Consider the following 25,237-nt stretch of genomic DNA (forward strand, 5'->3'; position numbering starts at 1 on the left):
TGGGGGGGTTATTTTTGCGGATCCTGCTCCTGCAGCAGGCTCAGGGTCTGTTGTTCCACCTGGCTCAGGCCAAGCTGCTCGCAGGCTTGCTCGACGCTGATGCCAAGGCGGCACATCATGATATCCATCACCGGGAGGGATTATTCCTGCGGATCCTGCTCCTGCAGCAGGCTCAGGGTCTGTTGTTCCACCTGGCTCAGGCCCAGCTGTTCACAGGCTTGCTCGAAGCTGATGCCAAGGTGGCACATCATGATATCGATAGCGGGCAGATAGTTTTTCATTGCGTCTTCCATGGTGATCCTCCGGACCCGTCCCTTATGCCCGAACAGGGTGGGCGGGACAATTAGACTTTAGGCGTAGACTGCTCGTTTGCTGAGCGCCTCTGCCACTGGGCGGGGGAATTTGTTACTCTGCTTGTCAGCAAGAAGATGTTGCCGTATGACTGCGAGCAACACGTGAGGAGCAGGGCATGTTATTGAGTTTCTTGATCATCGCATCGGGCTGGTGGCACATTCGTGCGGCCTATGGCTCAGACTCCCGTCAGTTCTACATCAGCAAGCCGTTGACCATGCTGCTCATCATAGCGCTGGCCTTCGGCTATCAGAGCTATGACCACGACGGTTCCCACGCCTGGATCCTGCTCGGTCTCTGCCTGTCGCTGGCCGGCGACGTGCTGCTGATGTTGCCGAGCGATCGCTTCATCCAGGGGCTGGCGGCGTTTTTTGTCGCGCACCTCTGCTACATCGTCGGCTTCGCCCAGGGGCCGCTGGTGCTGAATCTGGTGGATGGCCTGCTGTTGCTGCTGGTGGCCGGCATGGTGTTTGGCCTGCTGTGGGGCAAGCTCGGGGAGATGAAGGTGCCCGTGTTCTGCTACATGCTGGTGATCATCGGCATGGCCTGGGTGGCCGCCGGCGCCTGGCATGCCTCCCTCACCGCCGGCAGTGCCGCCGCCCTGGTGGGGGCGCTAATGTTCCTCTTCTCCGACAGCATGCTGGCGCTGGACAGATTCCGCCGCCCCTTCCCCCATGCCACCGCCTGGGTGATGACCAGCTACTTCGCCGCCCAGTTTCTGATTGCCGCCTCGCTGGCGGGATGACTGTACCTGAGTTGTCTCCTCGCCAAGGGGCGTGTGCAGACAAAAAAACGGGCCCTCAGGCCCGTTTTGCTATTCCATTCTCACCGTTTTTCACGCCTCGAGCGGTTCGGCATCCGCTGCCCTGGGGGCGGGCTGCTTGAGTAGCAGCATCAGGCCGCTGGCGAGCAGCAGGAAGATGCCCATCACGAAGAACACCTGGTTGTAGGCCATGATGGCCGCCTCCCGGCTGATGGTGTTCGACAGCATGGCCTGGGCCTGCTGACGGGCCAGTTCGGGGCCGGAGCCCTGCGCCATCATGGTCTGGGCCAGCTGCAGCAGGTAGCTCTGTCCCTCTATGCTGCTGGCGGCCAGGGTGCTGCTGATCTGGCTGACATGGATGCGGGTGTCGTTGTCGATCAGGGTGGCGATGATGGCGATGCCGAAGGCGCCGCCCAGGTTGCGCAGCACGTTGAGCAGGGTCGAGGAGGAGGGGATCTCGTCGTGGGTCAGGCTGGCTGTCGCCACCAGGGAGAGCGGCACCATGATGAAGGGCTGGCCCAGCGCCCGCACGATGAGCGACTGGATCAGCTGGGGCCCGGCGTAGTCGGCACTCATGTTCATGAAGCAGCTGACGGCGAACACCAGAAAGCCGAAGCTCACCAGATAGCGCGGATCTATCTTGTGGGTCAGTCTGGGCACCAGCGGTAGTACCAGCAATTGCGGCAGCCCCATCCACATCAACACCTCGCCGATTTCCAGCGCGTTGTAGTTGTGGATCTGGGTCATGTAGAGCGGCAGTACATAGATGGACCCCATCAGCGCCATGCCGAGCACCAGATAGGCGAAGCAGGCCAGCGCGAAGCGCGGGTTGTGCAGCAGCCGCAGGTTGACCAGCGGGTGGCGCCGCAGCAGCTGGCTGATGACGAAGAAGACCAGAGCCACCACCGAGATGACGGTGAGCCGCACGATGAAGCTGGAACCGAACCAGTCCTCCCGGTTGCCCTCTTCCAGCACCACTTCCAACAGGCCCAGCCCCACCGCCATGGTAAGGATGCCGATGAGATCCACCCGCTTGATCACCTCCCAGTCCACCGGCTTCTTGTCGAGCCCATGGGCCAGCATGGCCATCACCAGCAGTCCCGGCGGCACGTTCATGTAGAAGATGTAGTGCCAGGACATCTGCTCGGTCAGCCAGCCGCCCAGGGTCGGCCCGATGGCGGGGGCGAAGGTGGCGCACAGGCCGAACAACGCCATGCCGGTGGCCCGCTTGTGCAGCGGCAGCAGACTGACGATGAGGGAGAAGGCCATCGGGATCAGCGCCCCGCCGGTGAAGCCCTGCAGCGCCCGAAAGACGATCATGCTGGTGAGGTTCCAGCTGAATGAGCAGAGCACGGAGGCGACGATGAAGGCGCCGGTGGTCCACAGCAGGTAGCGCCGCACGCTCAGCCCCCGGCTCAGCCAGCCGCTCAGCGGGATGGCGATCATCTCCGCCACCAGATAGGAGGTGGAGATCCAGGAGCTTTCGCTCAAGGTAGCCGACAGGGCCCCCTGAATGTCCTTCAGGGAGGCGTTGGTGATCTGGATGTCGAGGATGGCCATGAAGGCGCCGATGAGGCCCCCCATGACCGCGATCCAGTTGCGACGCGGGATGGGTTCCATCAGTGGGCCGCGACCACGGGATCAGGGCTGCGGGTGTCGACGATCACCTCGGTGGATAGGCCCGGCAGCAGCTTGCCCGCCAGCGGCCCCGGCTCCGGAATGCGGATCTTGACCGGCACCCGTTGCACGATCTTGGTGAAGTTGCCGGTGGCGTTCTCCGGCGGCAGCAGGGCGAACTTGGCGCCGGTGGCGGGGGCCAGGCTGTCGATGATCCCCTCGACCGGCTGATCCGGATAGGCATCCAGGATCACCTCCACCTTCTGGCCGGGCTGCATGTGGAGCAGCTGGGTCTCCTTGAAGTTGGCCTCGACCCACACCTGCTGCAGCGGCACCAGGCTGGCCACCTGCATGCCGGACTGGACGTAGAGCCCCGCCCGCAGACTGCGCTTGCCGATGATGCCGTCGGCCGGTGCCCGCAGCTCGGTATAGGCCAGCTCCAGCTTGGCCTGCTCCAGCTGGGCGGCGCTCAATGCCAGCTTGGCCTGGTTCTGCTTGGCCTCGGCATCCAGCACCAGCAGCCGCTCGCGGGCGGCCTGCAGGGCGGCTTTGGCCTCCTGCTCCTGGGCCTGGTTGACCTGCAGGCCGGCCCGCACCTCGTCCAGGCTGTCCTGGGAGCTGTAGTGGCGCTGGTTGAGCTGGCTGACGCGGCGCACCTGTTGCTGGGCCCGCACCTGTTCGGCATTGGCCGAGCTGACCTTGGCTTCGGCCTGGCGAATGAGGCTCAGCTGCTGGGTGCGGGTGGCGGCGAGATTTTCCGCCGTCGCCTGATTGAGGCGCAGGTCGGCTTCGGCCTCGGCCACCTTGGTCTTGTACTCCCGGTCGTCGAGGCGGGCGATGAGCTGGCCGGCCTTCACCGGCTGGTTGTCGGTCACCAGCACTTCGCTGATGTAGCCGGACAGCTTGGAACCGATGCCGGTGACCTCGCTCTGCAGGTAGGCGTTGTCGGTGCTCTCGAAATAGCGGCCGTGCAGATACCAGTAACCGGCAAACAGCAGGCCGAGCAGGGCCAGGATCATGGCTGCCAGCAGGGGGATCTTCTTGTGTTGACTCATGTGGGGGATTCCTGAACTTAAGAGAGGCAGGCTAACACTGGCCGACTGTTTCGATTAGTATCCATTTATGAGATATACAGTTTCACTGGTGCAACAATGGATCTGAACGCTGCATTGATTCTAGTGCGGATCGTCGACAAGGGTTCCTTCACGGCGGCCGCCCAGGAGCTGGGCATGACCAAGGCGACGGTGAGCCGGCGCATCGCCGAGCTGGAGCAGCGCCTCGGCGTGCGGCTGCTCTACCGTTCGACCCGCCAGCTCACCCTGACCGAGGCCGGCGAGCAGTACTATCTGCGCTGCAGCAAGGCAGTGGACGAGCTGGCCCAGGCCGAGCTGATGGTGAGTGCCAGCCAGCAGGAGGTGACCGGCACCCTCAAGCTGGCGGTACCCATCGAGGCAGGGCAGCTGGTGGTGGGCAGGCTGGTGGCGGAGTTTTTGCAGGCCTATCCCGGCCTGCAGGTGGAGCTGGAGCTGACCAATCGCATCGTGGATCCCATCAACGAGGGGCTGGATGCGATCGTGCGGATCGGCGACATGAGCGATTCGAACCTGGCGGCGCGGCGGCTGTGGAGCAACGCCCGCCTGATCTGTGCCAGTCCGGCGTACCTGGCGCGCAGCCCCGCCATCACCCATCCCGAGGATCTGGTGCATCATGAGCGGGTGGCGGTGACCAGCGGCTTTCTGGCGTCGCACTGGTGCTTCGAGCGGGATGACAAGGAGGTGCTGGTTGACCCTCCCTCCCGCTTTCGGGTTAATAATATAACCTGTGCCAGAGAGGCGGCGAAGGCCGGGCTGGGGCTCGCCTCCCTGCCCGCCATGCTCTGCCACGAGGAGCTGGCGAGCGGGACCCTGGTGTCCGTGCTGCCCGAGTGGCAGCAGCCCAGGGTGCCGATTTACCTGCTGTTTCCGGAACGGCGGTTGATGCCGCGAAAATTGCGGGTGTTCATCGACTTCATCGTGGCCAAGGGGGCCGACTACGGCATCGATACTCTGCTGTAGCCGGTCAGAGGCGGTGCCGTGGTCACGGCATCGTGAGTGGATCTGAGGGGGAAGACATGGATCACTGGATCAATCTGTATCGGGCTTCCCATTCGCTGGAGGCCCATGCCCTGAAAGGGGCGCTGGAAGTGGAGGGGGTGCCGGTGCGGCTCAATGGCGAGGCGCTGTCGGGCGCCCTGGGCGAACTGCCGGTGGACCTGCTGCAGGTGACCCTGATGGTGCGCGAACAGGATCGCAGCAAGGCTGGGCGGGTCATCGAGCGCTATCAGCAGCGCCAGGGCAACGGCTGGCTGTGTGGTCAATGCGGGGAGGAGAACGGCGCCAACTTCGATGTCTGCTGGCGCTGCCACCACGATCCCCACGAAAATTAATCGCTCGCCCTGCCTCAGCGCAGGGTGAAGTCGATGTCCTCGCCCGCGCTGGCGTCGTGATAGGTCGCCAGATCCAGCTCCCGCTCGCTGCGGGCAATCAACACGGATACCAGAATATCGCCGGAGACGTTGACCGTGGTGCGCGCCATGTCGAGGATCCGGTCGATCCCGGCGATCAGTGCCACCCCTTCCAGCGGCAGTCCCACCGCGGTCAGCGTCAGCGTCAGCAGCATCAGGCCGGTGCCCGGCGTACCCGCCGTGCCGATGCTGGCCAGGGTCGCGATGCTGATGATGGTCAGGTAATCCACCATGTGCAGATCCACCCCGAAGGCCTGGGCCACGAACAGGGCCGTTACCCCCTGATAGAGCGCGGTGCCGTCCATGTTGATGGTGGCGCCGATGGGCAGCACCTTGGCGGTGATGGCGGGAGAGACCCCGAGCCGGCGCTCGGCGCAGGCCAGGCTGATGGGCAGGGTGCTGTTGCTGGAGCTGCTGGTGAAGGCCACCGCCTGGGCATCGACGATGCTCTTGAAGTAGTGCAGCGGATTGAGGCGGGCCAGCAGGATCAGCAGGCTGCTGTAGACGCCGAGCACGTGCAGCAGACAGCCGAGGTAGACGGCGCCGATCACCTTGAGCAGCGGCAGCAGCAGGCTCATGCCGTACTTGCCGGTCATCCAGGCCATCAGGGCGCAGACACCATAAGGGGCCAGTGCCATCACCATCTGGGTCAGCTTGAACATCCCCTCCGCCAGCGAGGTGAAGAACAGGATGGCGGGGCGACCGCGCCGACCGGTGGCGTTGAGGGCGAGGGCGAGGGCCACCGCGAACACGATCACCTGCAGGATCTTGCCGTCCACCATGGCCTGCACCGGGTTGCGCGGCACCAGGTGGCTCAGCACGCTGGCCAGGGTGGGGGATTCCGCCATGCCGACCCGCTCATAGGGCCCCATGTTGGCGCCCATGCCGGGCTCCAGCAGCCAGCCCATCATCAGGCCGATACAGATGGCGACCGCGGTGGAACAAAGGTAGAGGCCGATGGCCTTGCCGGCGATCCGATCGAGGGTCTTGCCCTTGAGCAGCGAGGTGAGGCCGGCGATGACCGAACAGAAGATGAGGGGCACCATCAGCATCTGGATGGTGTTGACGAACAGCACGCCGATGGGCTTGAGCAGCAACGCCTGCTCGCTGAAACCGGCGCCGAGCCCGATCCCCGTCAGCATGCCGAGCAGGGTCTTCAACCAGAGCGGGCGGCGGGTCCAGATCCGCCAGGGCTTGAAAGCCAGTCCATGGAACAGCATGACGCCAATGTCCTTATATTCGGTCTGCGGTGGCAAAAAGGGGCGTTAGTGTAGCCATCCCCTGCTCAGGTTGCCACATTATCGACAAAGCCGCGGCCATCACCAGCACGGACGCAGGGAAATCGGCAATTTGTTGGCCTATATCAAGGTCGTCGGCGGTGGGGCAGGATTTAATAGGCATCAAATATGTCTATTAAAGAGGTTTGCAATGACTCAATCGGTACATGGTCACGAAGTGATGGAGATGATGCTGGCGCAAGGCGGCCAGTTTACCCGGGCCAGCCTCAAGCAGGCCATCGACGAGCGCTTCGGTGCCGAGGCCCGTTTCCACACCTGCAGCGCCAGCGAGATGGATGCCGAGGCGCTGATCGACTTCCTGGCCAAGCGCGGCAAGTTCATCGAATCGGAGCAGGGTTTCCAGACTCACGCCGACAAGATCTGCAACCACGGTTGATCCCCGCCGGCGAGCGCCCGCCGCGCTCGCCGAATCCCGCCGCCTTTGTTATATTTCGCCCTCTTTCCCCTCCTTTTGTTGAAGGCTTAGCCTGGGCGTTGTATGGACACTTTCTCCGCTGCCGTCATGTTGTTTCTGATCATGGATCCGCTGGGCAACCTGCCGGTCTTCCTGTCGATCCTGCGTCATATCGATCCCAAGCGACGCCGCAAGGTGATGATGCGGGAGCTGCTGTTTTCCCTGGTGATCATGATGGCCTTCTTGTTCGTCGGCCAGCAGATCCTCAATTTCCTCAATCTGCGGCAGGAGGCGGTCAGCATCGCCGGCGGCATCATCCTGTTCCTTATCGCCATCAAGATGATTTTCCCGAGTGAGGGTGGGGTAACCGGGCTGGCCGCGGGTGAGGAGCCCTTCCTGGTGCCCATGGCCATCCCCATGATTGCCGGCCCCTCGATCCTGGCGTCCTTGCTGCTGCTGGCCAACCAGGAGCCGACCCGGATGGCGGACTGGTCGCTGGCGTTGTTGATGGCCTGGGGCGCCAGCGCGGTGATCCTGATGTTCTACGAGGTATTCAACAAGCTGCTGGGTGAGCGAGGACTCACCGCGGTGGAGCGTCTGATGGGCATGCTGCTGGTGATGATCTCGGTGCAGATGCTGCTCGACGGGGTGCATCACTACCTGGCGGTGACCGGTCAGAACTGACCGGCCGGCCAACAGAAAAGACACGGGGCTCGATGAGCCCCGTTTTTTTGCCTGTGATCCGGCGTGGTGACCGTCAGGGTCTTTCGGCCCGGTACTGATATCAGGACGGTTCGGCAGCAGTGGGCTCCAGCTTGCCCATGATGAGGGTCAGCAGGGTTTCCCGCAGCCAGCGGTGGCCAGGATCTTCCTCGTGGCGCTGATGCCAGATCAGCAGGTGGGAGATGCTGTCGAGGGCGATAGGCAGCGGCAGCGGTACCAGCGGATAGACCTGGGTGGCGTGGCGGGCGTAGAGCCGGGAGAGGGTCACTATCATGTCCGAGTGCATGCCCATCCGCAGCGCCGCCTCGAAGGAGGGCACGGTCGCCTCGATGCGACGATAGAGATCCTGCTCCGCCAGCTTGTGATCCAGCATCCAGCGATCGCGCCCCTCGCAATAGGTCTGCACGTGGGGATAGGCCAGGTAGCGGGTGAGATCCCACTCGGGTTCGTGCAGGGCGGGGTGGTCGTGCTGCACCAGGCAGGTCAGATCGTCGATGGCGAGCAGCCGCTGGCAGATGGCGTTGGGCAGGGTGTCGAGCCGAAAGTCCGAGTTGATGCAGTTCTCCCGCACCGTGAAGGCGATGTCCACCTGGCCCTGGCTCATCTCGGTCAGGCTGTTCTCGGTCCACTCCTCGTAGCGCAGCCGGATGCCGGGTGCCTGTCGTTTCAGCTCGCTCAGGTAGAGCGGGGCGAACAGGGTGAAGGCACTGTCCATGCTGGCGATGACAAACTCCCGCTCGGTGGTGGTCGGGTCAAAATCCGGCGGCTGGATCAGGTTGTCGAGCGACAGCAGGATGGGCTGCAGTTGCTGCTGCAGGCTGAGGGCGCGGGCAGTGGGTTCCAGCCCGTAGGCCGAGCGCACGAACAGGGGGTCGTCGAAGGTTTCCCGCAGCCGGCCGAGCGCCTTGCTGACGGCAGACTGGCTCAGGTGCAGCCGACGGGCCGCCCGGCTGCCGTTCCGCTCTTCCAGCAATACTTGCAGGATAATCAATAAATTGAGGTCGATACGCCCCAACTGTTCCAGCAACATGATATGAATCCTCTTCAATTCTTAGATGAATTTATACCATTTGTTTTCATATCTAGGCGAATTTATGCTCGAAACGTCTCTCGCCTTCGATGGCGGCTGGTACAGGATGTAGTGGTTGAGGGGACAAGTAGCATCAAGCAATACGGCGACCTTGGGTCGCCGTATTTTTTGAGTGATTTATTTGCAAACTTGCACCTGTCTTGATTTTGCCCAACAATCTTTGCGCCTTCTTTTGATACAAACAATCGGTATCTATCAGTCAGGAGTATCCCTATGGGACTCGGTGGAATTCATATCTGGCATTTGTTGATCCTGCTCGTGGTGGTCGTCGTGGTGTTTGGCAGCAAACGCCTGGCGAGTGCCGGAGAGGATCTGGGCACCGCCATCAAGGATTTTCGCAAAGCCTTGCGTGACGATGAATCACAGCCGAAATAAGTGGGAGTTGAATGATGTTCGTAGAAGAGAAAGTGGAATTGAACGAGACCTGTGACAGCTGCGGCTGCTTCGCCGAAATTGGTACCATCATCGGTGAGGGTGACGATGTGATGGAACTGGTGATCGAGGCCGCTGCAGAAGCCGACGCGCGCGCCAAGCTGGCCGCCTACGAGGCGCTGGCCAAGCAGGTCACTGCCGAAGCCACAAGCAGCAGCGAACTGAGCCAGGGCGCCAACGGCGTGATCCTGAAAGCCCGCCTGCAATTCACCTGCACCGCCGAAAAACTCATTTTCGAGATGCGTGCCCGCTCTATCTGAGCCTGCTGATGACACGGCAGGCTTGCCTGCCGTGTTGACCCTTCTGCTGTGGGTCCGCGTTCTATAGTTAGTTATCCCACAGACGGTTTTGCCCGACGCGAGTCGGCCAACAGAAGGCGATCTCATCATGGTTCAGCGCTGGCTCTTCGCCATTTTCCCCACCTTTGTTCGCCACCCGTTTGACGGGCTCCCGCTCGCGGCGAAGCAACCGCAGGCGCTCTCATCATGAGACGGCGCTGGCTTTGGGGCCTGCTCGCTCTGTGTGCGCTGCCTCTGCTGGCTGCGGATCTCAAGCCGCAACGGCTGCCCCAGCCCGGGGATCTCGCCAGCATATTGCAGAAGAAAGAGCTCAGGGCCCTGGTGGTCTATGAGCGGGGTTTCTTCTTCTTCGACAAGGGGGCCCAGCACGGCATCCTGGTCAACCAGCTGCAGGGGTTCGAGCGCTGGCTGAATCAGACCTACCTGGCCAAGGAGAAGATCAAGCTCAAGATCATCTACATCCCGGTGCGCCAGGACAAGCTGCTGGACTACCTCACCGAGGGGCGGGGGGATCTGGTGGCCGCCAACATGACGGTGACGCCGACCCGGCGCGAACAGGTGACCTTCTCCAGCCCGGTGATCGCCCCCATCGAAGAGTGGGTGGTGAGCCAGCACAGCCTGCCGACCTTCAACCGCATCACCCAGCTCTCCGGTCGGCGGGTCTGGGTGCGGGCCAGCTCCAGCTATTACGAGAGCCTGCGCCAGCTCAACTGGCTGTTTCGCGAGTTGGGGCTGCCGCCCATCTATATCGAGACAGTGCCTGAATATCTGCAGGACGGGGATCTGCTGGAGATGGTGGCGGCCGGCATCATACCGCTCACCGTGACCGACAGCTTCAAGGGGCGGATCTGGCTCGGCATGATCAGCGGGCTGCGGGCCCACAAGCTGATCCCGCTGCGGGACAATGGCCGCAGCGCCTGGGCCCTGCGCAACAACAGTCCCGAACTGCTCAAGGCGGTGAACGACTATCTGGCCGATGCCGGCAAGCGCACCCTTTACAGCGACATGGCTCTGCGCCGTCTGCTGGCGCGCAACGACCAGATGAGCAACATACTGGCGCCGGATCCGCTGGGCAGGCTGTCGACCATCCGCAAGGTGCTGGAGCAGCAGGCCGACAAGTACCGGCTGGACTGGCTGATGCTGGCGGCGCTGGCTTACAAGGAGTCTGGCCTCAATGCCAATATCCGTTCCGAACGGGGGGCGGTGGGGATCATGCAGCTGTTGCCGAGTACCGGCGGCGAGGTGGGCATTCGCGGTGCCCGGCTTGCCAGTCTGGAGGGCAACGTGGAGGCGGCCTGCCGTTATATGCGGTTGATCCTCGACACCTATTTCAATGATCCCAAGCTGGATGTGCTCAACCGCCACCTGTTTGCGCTGGCGGCCTACAATGCCGGCCCGAACCGGGTGCAGGCGCTCAGGGCCAAGGCCGAGGCCGCCGGGCTGGATCCCAATGTCTGGTTCGGCAACGTGGAGCAGCTGGTGGCCAACGAGGTGGGCCAGGGGCCTATCAACTATGTCAGCACCATCTACAAGTACTATGTGGCCTACCGCTTCAGCCTGCCCCAGCTGGAGGGCAAGGCGGCCGCCATCGAGGCAGTGGCCCAGCCCTGACGTCCTGCTAGTGCGGTTGGGCGGGCGGGGCGAAGGGCTGCCAGGCCTGATCCTTATGCTGCAAATACCAGGGGGCCAGCTGGCCGCTTGGCGAGGGATCCGGCTCACTGGCCTGCGGTCTGTGACTGATGGCGGGGCGATCCGTGAGTTCCATGGTAAATTCCTTCATCCTGTTGCTACGAGGCCCTTAGCCAGCGTTATGCCATTTCCTCATGACAGGCGGATGACGCCATGATCCCCGCTGAATTCGCCCTGATAGACCAGCCCGAGCTGGCACTCAAACTGCGCTGCCAGCTGATCCGCGGCGCCAGAAGCCGGATCCAGGCCCAGTACTACAGCTGGGAGGAGGACAGCAGCGGCAAGCTGTTGCTGGCGGAGCTGCTGCATGCCGCCCGGCGCGGGGTGCGGGTGCAGCTGCTCATCGATGACCTCTATGCTGGCGACAACCGTTTCCTGGAGATGGTGGCCCATCAGCCGGGTATCGAGGTGCGCCTGTTCAATCCCTTCTGGTTGCGCGGCTGGCGGCCACTGACCCTGCTGCTGGAAGGGCTGCTCAGCTTTCGCCGCATCAATCACCGCATGCACAACAAGCTGCTGCTGGTGGATGGCAGTCAGGCGGTGATCGGCGGTCGCAACATCGGGGACCGTTACTTCGGGCTCGGTGGGGCGCCCCAGTTCGTCGATCTGGATCTTGCCTGTCGCGGCCCGCTTTGCCAGCAGGCCGAGCAGGGTTTCGATCAATTCTGGCGCAGCCGCTGGAGCCACCCGATCCGCCGTCTGCTGCGGCGCCCACTGCAGCGGGCCGAGGTGCAGGTGGTGAACGACTTTCTGCTGACGATGAACGAGCCGCAGGTAGCGGCCGTCTATGACCTGCCCGCCAGCCTGTTCGATCCCGAACCCGTTCCCCTGCGCTGGCATGGTGGAGAGGCAGAAGTGTGGTTTGATCGACCCGGCAAGGGGCTGGTGTCTCGACCCACCACCGCACGCCTGCTCTGGCGCAAGCTGGCCGACAACCAAGGCACCCTGAGTCTGGTCACCCCTTATCTCATCCTGACCCGGGGGCTGCGCCGCCGGCTCAGGCAGCAGCGGCAGGCGGGGGTGAGCATTGACATTCTGACCAACTCCCTGGCCAGCACGGATGTGCCGCTGGTATACGGCGCCTATCGCCGTCACCGTCCCTGGCTGATACGGCAGGGCATAGCGCTGTCGGAGCTGGAGGGGGAGTCGCTCAGTCTGCATGCCAAGCTGATCTTAGTGGGGGAGGAGGAGGCGCTGCTCGGCAGCTTCAATCTGGATCCGCGCTCTCTGCTGCTCAACACCGAGCTGGTGCTGCATCTGGCCTGTCCCGCGTTGTGTGCCGAGTTGCAGCAGTGGCTGGCGACCTGGCAGCAACGCTCTTCCCACTCGGTGGCGGCCCCGCCCTCCACCCTGCGCCGCCTGCTGGCCAGGGTCAGTGACTGGTTGCCGCTGCAGCGCTGGTTGTGAGTGGGCCGAGCGTGTGCGAGATCTCGCAAAGCCTTGTGCGCCTTCGAGGATAACGTTTGCCATCCTATGGCGATGAACTGGCTTATCGTATTGTTTTTAATCGGATTGTTTTCTGACTGAAGTTCCATGAAGGGTTGCGGCTTGCATACATGGGCGCATAAAACGGTTTTTTATTTTATTTATCTGCGTAATATTTCAACTGCAAGGACAACACGGTGGCTTGCCGCCGTGCGGAAGAGGGTCGTGAAGGGAACTGGCCGACTGGATTGCTCCAGCAGGCACCTGCTTCAGATGGGTAGCGGAAACTCAGGAAACAGGGGCAGCACCCGACAGGACCGGATTCCAATATGGAACATGCTATTTGCGAGGGGGTGACATGCGAGTGTCACCCCATTTTTTATGGCTCGCTGGCTGAGTCGTGCCCAGAAAAAGACCGCCGATTGGCGGTCTTTTTCTTTGTTCAGTCCGACGTTCTAGGGTCAGGCGATACCTACCAGCAGTCGGCTCCAGTTGCGTTTGGCGGAGATGAAGGCATCGTGCAGGTTGCGATACTCCAGCTGCAGCTTCAGTTGGTCGTAGCGGGCCAGCGCCTTGCGCTTGCGCTGCTCCAGCAGGCGTTTGCGGCTGGCGTAGTAGTGCTGCAACTGCTGGTTCAGCTTGTCGTACTCCTCCTGCAGCAGGGCCTGCCACAGCTCCCTGTCATCCTGCTTGCGCAGCTTGGCCTGGGCCCGTTTCAGCTGCATCTCCAGCCTGGCCTGTTCGATCCGCTCTTCCGGACAGGCGCGCAGATCCCGGGTCAGCCCGCACCAGGAGGCGCTGCGGATCAGCCACTTGGTGGGATCGAACTGCCACCAGTGGATGCCGTTGCGATAGTCGTTCTCGAACAGGTGGTGGAAGTTGTGGTAACCCTCGCCGAAGGTGAAGAAGGCCAGGATGCCGTTGTCCCGTGCGCTGTTGCGGTCGGTGAAGGGCTGGCTGCCCCAGATGTGGGCCAGCGAGTTGATGAAGAAGGTGGTGTGATGAGTCATCACCATGCGCAGCACCCCGGCCAGCAGCAACATGCCGAGCAGATCGCCGTGGACGAGCCCCAGCAGCAGTGGGATGCCGATGTTGGTGGCCAGGGTCAGCGCCAGATAGTGCTTGTGCTGGAAAACGACGATGGGGTTGTTCTGCAGATCCCGCACATTGCTGTAGTCGTGATAGGTGTCGCCTTGGTATTCGCGCAGCATCCAGCCGATGTGGGAGTACCAGAAACCGCGTCCCGCGCTGTAGGGATCCTGCTGGTTGTCATCCACGTGGCGATGGTGGCGGCGATGGTCGGAAGACCAGTGCAGGGCCGAGTTTTGCAGGGCGAGGGCACCGCCGATGGCGAAGATCCACTGCAGGATCGGGTGTGCCTTGTAGGCCTTGTGGGACCAGAGCCGGTGGTAGCCGGCGGTGATGGAGATGCCGCAATAGCAGAACAGCAGCAGGAAGCTGCCCCACTGCCAGAGGTCATAGCCATGGGTCATGCCGTACCAGGGCACGGCGATCAGTGCGGTCAGCCCGGAGAGGGCAAACAGCAGGGTGTTGGTCATGATGATCGGGGGGCGTTCCATCTCACTCGGTTCCTTTCAGCGAACAGCTGTGCGCCATTCTCCATGCAGCCAGAATTCGGGTCAATGGTAAAAAAGTAGGAGACAAACCTGATCCTAGCGCAGCCTTCGGGTTATCATTTGGCCTCGATAACCTGAAGGTGACTGTTTTCGTGGGTATTCGCGCGCAACAAAAAGAAAAAACCCGGCGTACTCTGATCGAGGCGGCGTTCAGCCAACTGTGCGCCAACCGCAGTTTTTCCAACCTCAGCCTGCGGGAAGTGGCGCGGGAGGCCGGCATCGCGCCCACCTCCTTCTATCGTCACTTTCGCGACATGGAGGAGCTGGGCCTGACCCTGGTGGATGAAGGCGGCCTGACCCTGCGCCAGCTGATGCGCCAGGCGCGCCAGCGCATCGCCGGGGGCGGCAGCGTCATCAGCACTTCGGTGCAGACTTTCATGGAATTCGTCGAGAACAATCCGAACATCTTCCGGTTGCTGCTGCGCGAGCGCTCAGGCACCTCGGCTGCATTCCGGCAGGCGGTGGCGCGGGAGATCCAGCACTTCATCGCCGAGCTGACCGATTACCTCGAGGCCACCACGGGAGCACCGCGGGAAGAGGCCTACATCCAGGCCGAAGCCATGGTGACCATCGTCTTCAGCGCCGGTGCCGATGCCCTCGACATGACCAGCGAGGAGTGCCGGGCCCTGTCCGATCGCACCATCCGCCAGCTGCGCATGATCGCCATGGGCGCCGAGGTCCAGAACCAGAAGCGCCGTGAACCTCTCTCTTAAGTCAAAGGATGGACAGCTCCATGCATGATCAGAACCCGATCCCGAAGAAACCCCTGCTGCTGGCCCTGCTCATCGGCATCTGTGGTGATGCCTCTCTGACGGTCTTGTCGGAGTCGGTGGTGCCCTTCTCCTTCTTCCCGATGATCGCCCTGGTACTGGCTGCCTATCAGCTCTACCAGCACTACAGTCATGTCTCGCTGGAGGGCAACACACCCGTTTGCATGCTGCTCTGCTTCTTCATCGGCGTGTTCGGCCACTCGGCGCTGGTCAAGGTGCAGTACCCCGAGCTTGGCAGCAACTTCTTCTCGCTGATCATGATGTTGCTGCTGCTGGCGGTGCTCTCCATCAAGCTCGGCATCAGCGTGGGGAAAAAAGAGAAGGAGTGACCAGCACTCCTTCCAGAACCACTATGACAGAGCCGGGATCACCCGGCTTTGTTGTCTGTGCCGTGCTGTTTGGCGTCGATGATGGCTTGCAGCCTGGCACGGATCTCCACCATGCCGAACACCCCGAACACCAGCACCTGGGTGAACTCGAGCCGGCTCACCGCGAAGTAGGGCTTGCAGGCCGCCTTGACCATACTGGCCTGCACCCAGTGCATCAGGGCCACGATCACGCCGCACACCGGCAGAAAGCCGTTGAGCTTGCCCGGCAGCGGGGCGATCAGGCTGACCAGCACGCCGAACCAGAAGAACAGGATGAGGCCCATCGCCAACAGATTAAACACCCGCTTCATCGTTTACCTCCCGCAGATAGAGTTGATAGCAGACCTGGCCTGCCTGTTTGTCCTTGAGTAGTTGCCAGCTGGCCGGCAGCGGCAGATCGGCCATCTCCTTCTCCCGCTCCAGATAGATGAGGGCATCTGGTGCCAGCCAGCCGCGTTGCTCCAGCAGCTCGCACACCTGAGGCAGCAGTTCGCGGCGAAAGGGGGGGTCGAGAAACACCAGATCGAACGGCGTGGCCGGCCCCTGCAGCCAGCTGACGGCATCGGACTGGATCACCTGACCCTGGCTGCTGCCGAGGGTGGTCAGGTTCTTCTTGATCTGGTCTGCGGCGCCCTTGTCCATCTCGATCAGGGTGACCTGCTCGGCATAGCGCGACAGCGCCTCGAGCCCCAGGCCGCCGCTGCCGGCGAACAGATCCAGACAGCGGGTGCCACGGACATGCGGAGCCAGCCAGTTGAAGATGGTCTCCTTGACGCGATCCGTGGTGGGTCTGAGTCCTTCCACATCTCTGACCGGCAGTTTGCGGCCTCGCCACTGGCCGCTGATGATTCTTACAAAGCCCGATTTCCCCTGCGGGGCTGGGCTCTTGCTCGGGCCGTTACGGCTGGATTTCACTCTGGGCATCGCGTTTCGTCGTCAGAAAATAAAGTGGTAGTATAAGGCGGTTCATTTTTATGCCGACCCGCCGAGGGACGGCTATCTTAGCAGTCAGCCTTTGATGTGAGTATTTTTAGATGGCAAAAGGTTTGTTTTCCTGGCTGGGTTTCGGCCGCAAGAAAGAAGAGGCTGAGGCTGTCCAACCACAGACACTGCAAGCCACCCCGATTACCGCTGAGCCCGAGGTCGCTGCTGCCCCCGCTCCCGTTTCCGATCCTACGCCAGCCGTGGCGGCTGAAGTGCCCGCCAGCGCACAGAATTCCGTTTTGCACGATGATTGCTGCCCACCTGCCGAGCTGGATGACCATGGTCCGCTGGTGGTGGAGGAGTGTGCCTCCGATCTGGAGCCGGTGATCGTCAATGAAGCCCTGCTGGCCGAAGAGGAGCGTGCCGCTGCCGAGGCACAGGCGCAAGAGGCTGCCCGTGTTGCTGCCGAGCTCAAGGCTGCGCAAGAAGTTCGTATTGCCGCCGAGGCTCGCTCTGCAGAAGAGACTCGCATTGCCGCTGAGGCCCGCGCCGCAGAAGAGGCCCGTATTGCTGCCGAGGCCCGTACTGCAGAAGAAGCGCGTATTGCCGCCGAAGCCCGCGCCGCAGAAGAGGCTCGTCTTGCTGCCGAGGCCCGCGCCGCAGAAGAGGCTCGTCTTGCTGCCGAGGCCCGTGCCGCAGAAGAAGCGCGTATTGCTGCTGAAGCTCACGCTGCGGAAGAGGCGCGTATTGCCGCTGAAGCCCTTGCGGCGGAAGAGGCTCGTATTGCCGCCAAGGTCCGTGCCGCAGAAGAGGCTCGCATTGCTGCTGAAGCTCACGCTGCGGAAGAGGCGCGTATTGCTGCCGAAGCCCGCGCCGCAGAAGAAGCCCGTATTGCTGCCGAAGCTCGTGCCGTAGAAGAGGCCCGTATTGCTGCCGAAGCGCAGGCTGCCGAGGAGGCCCGTCTCGCCAAAGAGGCCCAGCGAGCGGAAGATCTGCGCCTGGTCGCCGCGATGGAGGCTGAGGCCGCCGCCCTGGCCGCTCTGCCGCTGGCCGCCAAGGTGGACGACGACACTCAGGACAAGCCTCAGCGGGAGGGCTTCTTTGCTCGCCTCAAGCGCAGTCTGGTGCGCACCAAGGAGAATATCGGTTCCGGTTTCTTCGGCCTGTTCCGTGGCAAGAAGATCGACGATGAGCTGTTTGAAGAGCTGGAGACCCAGCTGCTGACCGCCGATCTTGGCGTCGACACCACCACCCGCATCATCGAGGGGCTGGTGCAGCACGCGGACCGCAAGCAGCTCAAGGATGCCGAGGCGCTCTATGGCCTGCTCAAGCAGGACATGGGCGAGATGCTGGCCAAGGTGGAGCAGCCTCTGGTGATCGACACCAGCAAAAAGCCTTACGTGATCCTGATGGTCGGCGTGAACGGCGTCGGCAAGACCACCACCATCGGCAAGCTGGCCAAGCAGTTCCAGGCCGAGGGCAAGAGCGTGATGCTGGCGGCGGGCGACACCTTCCGTGCCGCTGCGGTCGAGCAGCTGCAGGTGTGGGGTCAGCGCAACAATATTCCGGTGATTGCCCAGCATACCGGTGCCGACTCCGCTTCCGTCATTTATGACGCTATCGAGGCTGCCCGCTCCCGCGGGGCTGACGTGCTGATCGCCGATACCGCCGGCCGCCTGCAGAACAAGAGCAACCTGATGGAAGAGCTCAAGAAGGTAGTGCGGGTGATGAAGAAGCTGGATGAAGATGCGCCCCACGAGATCATGCTGACTCTGGATGCCGGCACCGGCCAGAACGCCCTGAGCCAGGCCAAGCTGTTCAGCGAGGCAGTGGGCCTGACCGGTATCACCCTTACCAAGCTGGACGGCACCGCCAAGGGCGGCGTCATCTTCGCGGTGGCCGACAAGTTCCAGATCCCGATCCGCTACATCGGGGTGGGCGAGGGGATCGACGATCTGCGTCCGTTCGTCGCCAACGACTTCATCGAGGCGCTTTTCAGTCGCGAGGAGTAATCTCCTTCGCGATGAGCAAGCTCGGGCGCCGCGAGTCGTGCGCCCCCAACCCCGACCCAGGTCGGGGTTGGTCACTGTCAGGGAACCGTTATGATCCGTTTTGACAAGGTCAGCAAGGTCTACAGCGGCGGCCATCAGGCGCTGCAGAAGGTCAGTTTTCACCTGCGCAAGGGGGAGATGGCCTTCCTGACCGGACACTCGGGTGCAGGCAAGAGTACCCTCCTCAAACTCATCAGTGTGATGGAACGGCCCACCGACGGCCGTGTGTTCTTTCATGGCGACGACGTCAGCCATATCAAGCGGGGGGAGATCCCCTACGTACGCCGCCAGATCGGCATGATCTTCCAGGATCACCGGTTGCTGATGGACCGCACCGTGTTCGACAACGTGGCGCTGCCGCTGGTGATCGACGGCTACAGCCATGCGGACATCAACAAACGGGTGGCGGCGGCGCTCGACAAGGTGGGGCTGCTTGGCAAGGAACGCTACCAGCCGCGCATGCTCTCCGGCGGCGAACAGCAGCGGGTCGGCATCGCCCGGGCCATCGTCAACAAGCCGCCACTGCTGCTGGCGGATGAACCGACCGGCAACCTGGATCCCCAGCTCTCCATGGACATCATGCGGCTGTTCGAGGAGTTCAACCGCTTCGGTGTCTCCGTGCTGATTGCCACCCACGATCTGGGGCTGATCGCCCGCATGCGCTATCGCACCCTGACCCTCAAGGCGGGTCGCATGTATTCGGCAGGGGAGGAGCTCTGATGGCTATCGTTCGTCATAAACAGCCGCCGCTACGGCGCTTCATGATGTACTGGGTCGACCACGCCCGGCAGGCTTTTTCCAGCCTGGGGGAGCTGTGGCGCAACCCGCTTGCCTCACTGATGACGCTGGCGGTGCTGGGGGTCAGTCTGGCGCTGCCCTCCTGCTTCCACGTGCTGCTGAAAAACGCCGAGGTGGTAGAGGGCAGCTGGCAGACCAGCTCCCAGATCTCCCTCTATCTGCGCAAGGATCTGCCTGAGCAGAACATCCTCGACATGAAGCAGCGGATCCTGCTCTACCCGGAGGTGGAGTCGGTCACCTACATGAGCCGGGATGAGGCGCTCAAGGAGTTTCGCGAGATCTCCGGGTTTGGCGATGCGCTCGACTACCTCGACAGCAACCCGCTGCCGCCGGTGCTGAGCGTGATCCCGGATCCGCGCTGGCAGAACCCGGAAGGGGCGGCCGAGCTGCTCAACAAGCTCAACAACGAAGATGGGGTGGAACAGGGCAAGCTGGATCTGCAGTGGCTGACCCGGCTGCAGGGGATCATGAACCTGCTGCGCCACACCATCACCGGCATCGCGGTGCTGCTGCTCTCCGCGGTACTGCTGATCGTCGGCAACACGCTCAGGCTGAATATTCTCAACCAGCGCTCCGAGATCGAAGTGCTCAAGCTGGTGGGGGCGACCGATGCTTTCATCCATCGTCCCTTCCTTTATACCGGCATCTGGTTCGGGGTTATCGGTGGCATGCTGGCCTGGTGGTTGACCGAGGTGATGGTGATCTGGAGCGAGGGGGTGGTGAAGGAGCTAGCCGGTCTCTACAACAGCAACTTCCGGCTGGTGGGGATGGGGGCGGTGGACGGGATCAACCTGATCCTGCTGGGCGCCTTGTTGGGGCTGATCGCCTCCTGGTTTTCGGTCCATCGTCACATTCGCGACATCGAACCGTCCTGATTAATTTATCAGCGTTTTAAAGCGCTGGATTTTGCGACCTGGATCAAGTAAAAGAGTGGCCGTTTCTGGCACGGCCGCCGTTCTGGGAGTAATCTGAACATTGCCGATCTTCGGGATCTTCTCTGGATCCTGTGAACCTTCTGATTTATAAGCAGTCTACAAATGCTGAAGAATTTATACGGGTGTGGCCCCTATGCCTTGCTCGTCTGACTTGGCAAGCATGTGAAGGTTGCGAGCTCCGCAACAATGGACTTAGCATGCTACTTTTCGGGGGTCCTTTATTGTGACCCCCTTTTTTTGACTGTTCATTCATGATTCATCCTGCCGGCCTAAGATAACCCCGGTTCAAACATGTTCAGCATGTTTGATGCAGGCCGCAGAATGGCGTCCGGTCAGTAGACAGGCCCTCTCAGGGTGTTAGACTGATTCGATTGAAAAGTAAGAGGTAGAACATGGGAACTTCATTGCAGCGCACTATGGCTCTGATTCCGCAAGGTAGTCTGGAAGGCTATATCCAGGCAGTAAACTCGATTCCGGTGCTGAGCGCAGAGGAAGAGCGTGAACTGGCTGAGCGTTTGCAGCAGGGTGGCGATCTCGAGGCTGCCCGTCAGCTCGTTATGTCGCACCTGCGCTTTGTCGTTCATGTCGCCAAGAGTTATGCCGGTTACGGTCTGCCCCAGGCCGACCTGGTGCAGGAAGGCAACATCGGCCTGATGAAGGCGGTCAAGCGCTTCGACCCGAGTGTCGGCGTGCGCCTGGTCTCCTTTGCCGTGCACTGGATCAAGGCCGAAATTCACGAATACGTTCTGCGCAACTGGCGCATGGTCAAGGTGGCGACCACCAAGGCCCAGCGCAAGCTGTTCTTCAATCTGCGCAAATCCAAGAAACGTCTGGGCTGGCTGAACCACGAAGAGGTGCAGGCCGTGGCTGCCGACCTCGGCGTCTCCGCCGCCGACGTCACCGAGATGGAAGCGCGCATGAGCAACTACGATCAGGCCTTCGATCTGGTCGGTGATGACGAAGAAGAGGGCGGTTTCGCGCCGGTTCACTATCTGGAGGACAAATCCTCCGATCTGGCGGCTACCATCGAGAACGACAACTGGGACGATCACGCGACCCGTCGCCTGAGCTCGGCCCTGGCGACCCTGGACGAGCGCAGCCAGCACATCATCCGTGCCCGCTGGCTCGACGATGACAGCAAGACCACCCTGCAGGAGCTGGCCGATACCTACGGCGTTTCCGCCGAGCGGGTGCGTCAGCTTGAGAAAAACGCCCTCAAGAAGCTGAAGGATGCGATGGAAGCATAAGCCTGTGCGCCGAGCGGGTTCGTCAACTTGAGAAGAACGCGCTCAAGAAGCTGAAAGATGCCATGGAAGCCTGATGCTTCCTCTCATAAAAACAGGGCCTGATGGCCCTGTTTTTGTTTGACGGGGATCTGGTCGGCCTTGCCTTGGTTACCCTTGTGTATGGTATGTTGCCGCCACTGCCACAGTAGGGAGAGCAGATAGTGAAACTCTTGAACGACTTGTTTACCAACAACCGCGAGTGGGCGGAACGGATCAAGGCCGAGGATCCCGAATTCTTTGCTACCCTCTCCGCCCAGCAGGCCCCCGAATACCTCTGGATCGGCTGCTCCGACAGCCGGGTACCCGCCAACCAGCTGATGGGGCTGCTGCCGGGGGACGTGTTCGTCCACCGCAACGTCGCCAACCTGGTGGTACACACCGACTTCAACTGCCTCTCGGTGCTGCAATACGCGGTTGAGGTGCTCAAGGTGAAGCACATCATCGTCTGCGGCCACTACGGTTGTGGCGGCGTCAAGGCGGCGATGCAGAACCAGGAGCTGGGGCTCATCGACAACTGGCTGCGCAACATCAAGGATGTCTACTTCAAGTATCGCGAGCAGCTGGATGCCATCGAGGATGAGCACGAGCGCTTCGACTACCTGTGCGAGCTGAACGTGGCCGAGCAGGTGGCCAACGTCTGCCACACCACCATCATCCAGAACGCCTGGCGCAAGGGGCAGGAGCTGGCGGTACACGGTTGGATCTACGGCATCAAGGACGGTCTGCTGCACGATCTCGATCTCTGCATCAGCGGGCCCGAGCAGATCCCGGACGTCTATCGCGCCTGGCCGGACATGCGTCCGCCCCACCGCCGTCGCTGAGGAGCATCCCGTTGGCACCGGCCCTCTATCTGCAGATCAAGCAGCATATCCTGGACGGGATCCGCGAACGCCACTATCAGGCGGGCGACCGGATCCCGACCGAGGCCGCCCTGTGCGAGCAGTTCGCCGTGAGCCGGATGACGGTCAACAAGGCACTGCGCGAGCTGGTGGCCGAGGGCTGGCTGGTGCGCACCGCCGGCTCCGGCAGCTTCGTGGCGGACAGGCGCACTGAATCGCCGCTGCTGGCCATTCGCAACATCGCCGACGAGATCGCCGAGCGGGGCAGCGAGTACAGCGGCCGGGTGATCCGGCTGCAGCGTCAGGCCGCCGACGAGAAGGTGGCGGTGCAGCTGGGCCTGCGGGTCGGCGCCCCCATCTTCCACAGTCTCATCGTCCATCAGGCCGATGGCGAGCCGCTGCAGCTGGAAGAGCGCTTCGTCGATGCCGAGCGGCTGCCGGAGTATGGTGAGCAGGATTTTGCCAGCCAGACCCCCAACCGCTATCTGATGGAGGTCTGCCCCCTCTCCGAGATGGAGCACGTGGTAGAGGCGGTGCTGCCGAGTGCCGGCGAGGCCGGCTTGTTGCAGGTGCGGGTCGACACCCCCTGCCTGCTGCTGCATCGGCGTACCTGGTCGGAAGGTTACCTGGTCTCCTATGCCCGTTTGCTGTCGCCGGGCTCCCGTTACAAGTTGAGCTCCAAGACCAGTCTCAGTTAATTGTATATACATATTATTTTCGAGAAAGCCCGCCTCTAGCGGGCTTTTTTGTGTTTAAGCTCTAATGAACACGCTGTTATCAAGATGTGAACTTGATCCTTTCTTTCCCATCAGAGATCGGATATAAGTTAATGTATATACATTTAGAGGTCGGTATGAACAAGGAACTGTTGAACTGCGAGCGGGTCTGGCTCAACGTGACACCCGCCACCCAGCGCTCCGATCTGGCCGACTACGGTCTGCTGGAACCCCATGCCCTCGGCGTTCACGAGGGGCGGATCCACGCCCTGGTGCCGATGCAGGATCTCAAGGGCCCCTATCCCGCCCATTGGCAGGATATGAAGGGCAAGCTGGTCACCCCCGGCCTCATCGATTGCCACACCCACCTCATCTTCGCCGGCAGCCGCGCCGAAGAGTTCGAACTGCGCCAGAAGGGTGTGCCCTATGCGGAGATCGCCCGCAAGGGCGGCGGCATCATCAGCACGGTGCGCGCTACCCGCGCGGCCAGCGAGGATCAGCTGTTTGAGCTGGCACTGCCGAGGGTGAAATCCCTGATCCGGGAAGGGGTCACCACGGTGGAGATCAAATCCGGCTACGGCCTCACCCTGGCGGACGAGCTCAAGATGCTGCGAGTCGCCCGCCGACTGGGGGAGGCGCTGCCGATCCGGGTCAAGACCACCCTGCTGGCGGCTCATGCGGTGCCGCCGGAGTATCGCGACGATCCCGACTCCTGGGTCGAGACCATCTGCCAGGAGATCATCCCGGCCGCCGCCGAGGCGGGCCTGGCCGATGCGGTGGACGTCTTCTGTGAACACATCGGCTTCTCGCTGGCCCAGACCGAGCAGGTTTATCTGGCGGCGGATCAATACGGTCTGGCGGTGAAAGGGCATATGGATCAGCTCTCCAACCTGGGTGGCAGTACCCTGGCCGCCAACTTCGGCGCCCTCTCGGTGGATCACCTGGAGTACCTGGATCCGGAAGGGATCCAGGCGCTGGCCCATCGCGGCGTGGTGGCCACTCTGCTGCCCACCGCCTTCTACTTCCTCAAGGAGACCAAGCTGCCGCCGGTCGCCGCGCTGCGCAAGGCGGGGGTGCCGATGGCGGTCTCCTCCGACATCAACCCGGGCACGGCTCCCATCGTCTCGTTGCGGATGGCCATGAACATGGCCTGCACCCTGTTCGGCCTGACCCCGGTGGAGGCCATGGCCGGAGTGACCCGCCACGCCGCCCGCGCGCTTGGCGAGCAGGAGCAGCTGGGGCAGCTCAGGGTCGGCATGCTGGCGGACTTTCTGGTCTGGAACTGCGGCCATCCGGCCGAGCTCAGCTACCTCATCGGCGTCGATCAGCTGGTGAGTCGAGTGGTCAACGGCGAGGAGACCCTCCATGGATAAGTTCAACCCGGTCGACATGTCGGTCTGGCAGGGGCGCCAGGATCCGGAAGATGGCGAGCTGGCCCTGCGCTGGCACGACAAGGTGCAACCCTGGCCACAAGCCGGCAGCACCGCCCCGGGCGTAGCCCTGGTGGGCTTTGCCTGTGACGAGGGGGTGCGCCGCAACAAGGGGCGGGTCGGGGCCGCCGGTGCGCCGCTGGCGGTGCGCAAGCTGCTGGCCAACACTGCCTGGCATCTGGGTCGGCCCGTCTACGACAGCGGTGACGTGCACTGCGAGGATGGCGATCTCGATGCCGCCCACGGCCGGTTGGCCGAACGGGTAGCTAGCCTGCTGGATGAGGGACACTTCCCACTGGTGCTGGGCGGTGGCCACGAGGTGGCCTTCGGCAGCTGGAGCGGCCTCAACCTGCATCTGGCCGGTCGTGGCCGGATCGGCATCATCAACTTCGACGCCCACTTTGACCTGCGCATGAAGCTGGAGCAGGCGAGCTCCGGCACTCCCTTCTTCCAGATTGCCGAGCAGTGCGCCGCCCAGGGCACGCCGTTTACCTATGCCTGCCTCGGGGTGGCCGAGACCGCCAATACCCGGGCGCTGTTCGCCCGCGCCGAGGAGCTGGGGGTGTGGCACGTGCTGGACGAGGCGATGACGCCGGCCGAGCTGCCGGTCTTGCTCAGCGGGCTGGATGCCTTCATCGCCCGCTGCGATCACCTCTATCTGACCATCGATCTCGACGTGCTGCCGGCGGCCGTGATGCCGGGAGTGAGCGCGCCCGCCGCCCGCGGCGTGGAGCTGGCGGTCATCGAACCCCTGATCGCCCATATCCGGGCCAGCGGCAAGCTCCGGCTCGCCGATCTGGCCGAATACAACCCGAGTCTGGATCAGGACAACCGCAGTGCCCGCGTGGCTGCGCGGCTGGTCCACCAGTTAACCAAGTAGCGGCCTGCCACCGGCCGGC

The 25,237-nt window shown here is 62.4% G+C and carries 29 protein-coding genes; 19 read left to right on the forward strand and 10 right to left on the reverse strand.

The window, feature by feature from the left end; translation table 11 throughout:
* Window positions 1–8: 8 nt before the first annotated feature.
* Window positions 9–131 carry a hypothetical protein gene (locus tag E5E97_RS23670; RefSeq protein ID WP_257620799.1) on the reverse strand — a complete coding sequence of 41 codons (123 nt, stop codon included), beginning with the start codon at window positions 129–131 and terminating at the stop codon, window positions 9–11.
* A gap of 9 nt (window positions 132–140) precedes the next feature.
* Window positions 141–281, reverse strand: coding sequence for a hypothetical protein (locus E5E97_RS05930; RefSeq protein WP_016349126.1), 141 nt, complete (start codon window positions 279–281; stop codon window positions 141–143).
* 188 nt (window positions 282–469) lie between these two features.
* Between E5E97_RS05930 and E5E97_RS05935 the strand changes: the two genes are divergently transcribed.
* Window positions 470–1,096, forward strand: coding sequence for a lysoplasmalogenase (locus tag E5E97_RS05935; RefSeq protein WP_011704333.1), 627 nt, complete (start codon window positions 470–472; stop codon window positions 1,094–1,096).
* A gap of 90 nt (window positions 1,097–1,186) precedes the next feature.
* On the opposite strand, the gene E5E97_RS05940 is transcribed toward E5E97_RS05935, so the two are convergent.
* The gene (locus E5E97_RS05940; RefSeq protein WP_171279974.1) at window positions 1,187–2,734 is read right to left on the reverse strand and encodes a DHA2 family efflux MFS transporter permease subunit; all 1,548 of its coding nucleotides are present in this window, start codon (window positions 2,732–2,734) and stop codon (window positions 1,187–1,189) included.
* Window positions 2,734–3,786: an HlyD family secretion protein gene (locus tag E5E97_RS05945; RefSeq protein ID WP_011704335.1), complete on the reverse strand. Its 1,053-nt coding sequence runs from the start codon at window positions 3,784–3,786 to the stop codon at window positions 2,734–2,736. The genes E5E97_RS05940 and E5E97_RS05945 overlap by 1 nt, the downstream gene beginning before the upstream one ends.
* A gap of 96 nt (window positions 3,787–3,882) precedes the next feature.
* Between E5E97_RS05945 and E5E97_RS05950 the strand changes: the two genes are divergently transcribed.
* Together E5E97_RS05950 and E5E97_RS05955 are read left to right on the forward strand one after the other, a co-directional pair.
* A complete protein-coding gene (locus E5E97_RS05950; protein ID WP_011704336.1) occupies window positions 3,883–4,785 on the forward strand; it encodes a LysR family transcriptional regulator in 903 nt (300 codons plus the stop codon).
* Window positions 4,786–4,841: 56 nt separating this feature from the next.
* The gene (locus tag E5E97_RS05955; protein WP_011704337.1) at window positions 4,842–5,156 is read left to right on the forward strand and encodes a DUF2007 domain-containing protein; all 315 of its coding nucleotides are present in this window, start codon (window positions 4,842–4,844) and stop codon (window positions 5,154–5,156) included.
* Between the two features lie 14 nt (window positions 5,157–5,170).
* On the opposite strand, the gene E5E97_RS05960 is transcribed toward E5E97_RS05955, so the two are convergent.
* Window positions 5,171–6,454 (reverse strand): dicarboxylate/amino acid:cation symporter, encoded by a 1,284-nt coding sequence (locus tag E5E97_RS05960; protein WP_026080178.1) that lies wholly within the window; start codon window positions 6,452–6,454, stop codon window positions 5,171–5,173.
* A gap of 208 nt (window positions 6,455–6,662) precedes the next feature.
* Between E5E97_RS05960 and E5E97_RS05965 the strand changes: the two genes are divergently transcribed.
* Together E5E97_RS05965 and E5E97_RS05970 are read left to right on the forward strand one after the other, a co-directional pair.
* On the forward strand, window positions 6,663–6,908 hold the full coding sequence (locus E5E97_RS05965) for a YecH family metal-binding protein (protein WP_016349130.1): 246 nt from the start codon (window positions 6,663–6,665) through the stop codon (window positions 6,906–6,908).
* A 102-nt stretch (window positions 6,909–7,010) separates the two neighbouring features.
* On the forward strand, window positions 7,011–7,610 hold the full coding sequence (locus tag E5E97_RS05970; RefSeq protein ID WP_010635400.1) for a YhgN family NAAT transporter: 600 nt from the start codon (window positions 7,011–7,013) through the stop codon (window positions 7,608–7,610).
* Window positions 7,611–7,710: 100 nt separating this feature from the next.
* Here the strand turns inward: E5E97_RS05970 and E5E97_RS05975 are convergent, their stop codons facing one another.
* Window positions 7,711–8,679, reverse strand: coding sequence for a LysR substrate-binding domain-containing protein (locus E5E97_RS05975; RefSeq protein WP_011704340.1), 969 nt, complete (start codon window positions 8,677–8,679; stop codon window positions 7,711–7,713).
* A 273-nt stretch (window positions 8,680–8,952) separates the two neighbouring features.
* On the opposite strand from E5E97_RS05975, the gene tatA reads away from it, so the two are divergent.
* The 3 genes from tatA (at window position 8,953) to E5E97_RS05990 (ending at window position 11,081) form a co-directional block, all read left to right on the forward strand.
* Window positions 8,953–9,114 (forward strand): twin-arginine translocase TatA/TatE family subunit, encoded by a 162-nt coding sequence (gene tatA / locus E5E97_RS05980; protein ID WP_041217014.1) that lies wholly within the window; start codon window positions 8,953–8,955, stop codon window positions 9,112–9,114.
* Window positions 9,115–9,128: 14 nt separating this feature from the next.
* Window positions 9,129–9,431: a YfcZ/YiiS family protein gene (locus E5E97_RS05985; protein ID WP_171281197.1), complete on the forward strand. Its 303-nt coding sequence runs from the start codon at window positions 9,129–9,131 to the stop codon at window positions 9,429–9,431.
* Window positions 9,432–9,656: 225 nt separating this feature from the next.
* Window positions 9,657–11,081: a lytic transglycosylase F gene (locus tag E5E97_RS05990; RefSeq protein ID WP_171279975.1), complete on the forward strand. Its 1,425-nt coding sequence runs from the start codon at window positions 9,657–9,659 to the stop codon at window positions 11,079–11,081.
* A 7-nt stretch (window positions 11,082–11,088) separates the two neighbouring features.
* On the opposite strand, the gene E5E97_RS05995 is transcribed toward E5E97_RS05990, so the two are convergent.
* Window positions 11,089–11,235 carry a hypothetical protein gene (locus E5E97_RS05995; protein WP_168755950.1) on the reverse strand — a complete coding sequence of 49 codons (147 nt, stop codon included), beginning with the start codon at window positions 11,233–11,235 and terminating at the stop codon, window positions 11,089–11,091.
* Between the two features lie 77 nt (window positions 11,236–11,312).
* Between E5E97_RS05995 and E5E97_RS06000 the strand changes: the two genes are divergently transcribed.
* A complete protein-coding gene (locus E5E97_RS06000) occupies window positions 11,313–12,566 on the forward strand; it encodes a phospholipase D family protein (RefSeq protein WP_171279976.1) in 1,254 nt (417 codons plus the stop codon).
* A 479-nt stretch (window positions 12,567–13,045) separates the two neighbouring features.
* On the opposite strand, the gene E5E97_RS06005 is transcribed toward E5E97_RS06000, so the two are convergent.
* Window positions 13,046–14,164, reverse strand: a complete 1,119-nt coding sequence (locus E5E97_RS06005) for a fatty acid desaturase (protein ID WP_171279977.1) — start codon at window positions 14,162–14,164, stop codon at window positions 13,046–13,048.
* 149 nt (window positions 14,165–14,313) lie between these two features.
* Here E5E97_RS06005 and fabR point away from each other — a divergent pair, with 149 nt between their 5' ends.
* Both fabR and E5E97_RS06015 read left to right on the forward strand, forming a co-directional pair.
* Window positions 14,314–14,934, forward strand: coding sequence for an HTH-type transcriptional repressor FabR (gene fabR / locus E5E97_RS06010; protein ID WP_005308043.1), 621 nt, complete (start codon window positions 14,314–14,316; stop codon window positions 14,932–14,934).
* Between the two features lie 20 nt (window positions 14,935–14,954).
* Window positions 14,955–15,320, forward strand: coding sequence for a YijD family membrane protein (locus tag E5E97_RS06015; RefSeq protein WP_171279978.1), 366 nt, complete (start codon window positions 14,955–14,957; stop codon window positions 15,318–15,320).
* 38 nt (window positions 15,321–15,358) lie between these two features.
* On the opposite strand, the gene E5E97_RS06020 is transcribed toward E5E97_RS06015, so the two are convergent.
* A complete protein-coding gene (locus E5E97_RS06020; protein ID WP_171279979.1) occupies window positions 15,359–15,670 on the reverse strand; it encodes a DUF1145 domain-containing protein in 312 nt (103 codons plus the stop codon).
* Window positions 15,654–16,283 (reverse strand): 16S rRNA (guanine(966)-N(2))-methyltransferase RsmD, encoded by a 630-nt coding sequence (gene rsmD / locus E5E97_RS06025; RefSeq protein ID WP_016349138.1) that lies wholly within the window; start codon window positions 16,281–16,283, stop codon window positions 15,654–15,656. Before rsmD ends, E5E97_RS06020 begins: the two co-directional genes overlap by 17 nt.
* A gap of 110 nt (window positions 16,284–16,393) precedes the next feature.
* Here rsmD and ftsY point away from each other — a divergent pair, with 110 nt between their 5' ends.
* The 8 genes from ftsY to hutG all read left to right on the forward strand — a co-directional run bounded on the left by ftsY (window position 16,394) and on the right by hutG (window position 25,218).
* Window positions 16,394–18,295 (forward strand): signal recognition particle-docking protein FtsY, encoded by a 1,902-nt coding sequence (gene ftsY, locus E5E97_RS06030; RefSeq protein ID WP_118882081.1) that lies wholly within the window; start codon window positions 16,394–16,396, stop codon window positions 18,293–18,295.
* Between the two features lie 90 nt (window positions 18,296–18,385).
* Window positions 18,386–19,054: a cell division ATP-binding protein FtsE gene (ftsE, locus tag E5E97_RS06035; protein WP_011704349.1), complete on the forward strand. Its 669-nt coding sequence runs from the start codon at window positions 18,386–18,388 to the stop codon at window positions 19,052–19,054.
* Window positions 19,054–20,007 (forward strand): permease-like cell division protein FtsX, encoded by a 954-nt coding sequence (gene ftsX, locus E5E97_RS06040; RefSeq protein WP_011704350.1) that lies wholly within the window; start codon window positions 19,054–19,056, stop codon window positions 20,005–20,007. Before ftsE ends, ftsX begins: the two co-directional genes overlap by 1 nt.
* A 452-nt stretch (window positions 20,008–20,459) precedes the next feature.
* Entirely contained in the window at window positions 20,460–21,314 is an 855-nt protein-coding gene (gene rpoH, locus E5E97_RS06045; protein ID WP_016349143.1) for an RNA polymerase sigma factor RpoH, read from the forward strand.
* Window positions 21,315–21,514: 200 nt separating this feature from the next.
* Window positions 21,515–22,174 carry a carbonate dehydratase gene (can, locus tag E5E97_RS06050; RefSeq protein WP_005308055.1) on the forward strand — a complete coding sequence of 220 codons (660 nt, stop codon included), beginning with the start codon at window positions 21,515–21,517 and terminating at the stop codon, window positions 22,172–22,174.
* Between the two features lie 11 nt (window positions 22,175–22,185).
* The gene (gene hutC / locus E5E97_RS06055; RefSeq protein WP_118882080.1) at window positions 22,186–22,890 is read left to right on the forward strand and encodes a histidine utilization repressor; all 705 of its coding nucleotides are present in this window, start codon (window positions 22,186–22,188) and stop codon (window positions 22,888–22,890) included.
* A 155-nt stretch (window positions 22,891–23,045) separates the two neighbouring features.
* On the forward strand, window positions 23,046–24,281 hold the full coding sequence (gene hutI, locus E5E97_RS06060) for an imidazolonepropionase (protein ID WP_162902060.1): 1,236 nt from the start codon (window positions 23,046–23,048) through the stop codon (window positions 24,279–24,281).
* Entirely contained in the window at window positions 24,274–25,218 is a 945-nt protein-coding gene (gene hutG / locus E5E97_RS06065; protein WP_171279980.1) for a formimidoylglutamase, read from the forward strand. The genes hutI and hutG overlap by 8 nt, the downstream gene beginning before the upstream one ends.
* Window positions 25,219–25,237: the final 19 nt, after the last annotated feature.

It is taken from the genome of Aeromonas sp. 2692-1, from assembly GCF_013085505.1.
GTDB lineage: Bacteria > Pseudomonadota > Gammaproteobacteria > Enterobacterales > Aeromonadaceae > Aeromonas > Aeromonas hydrophila.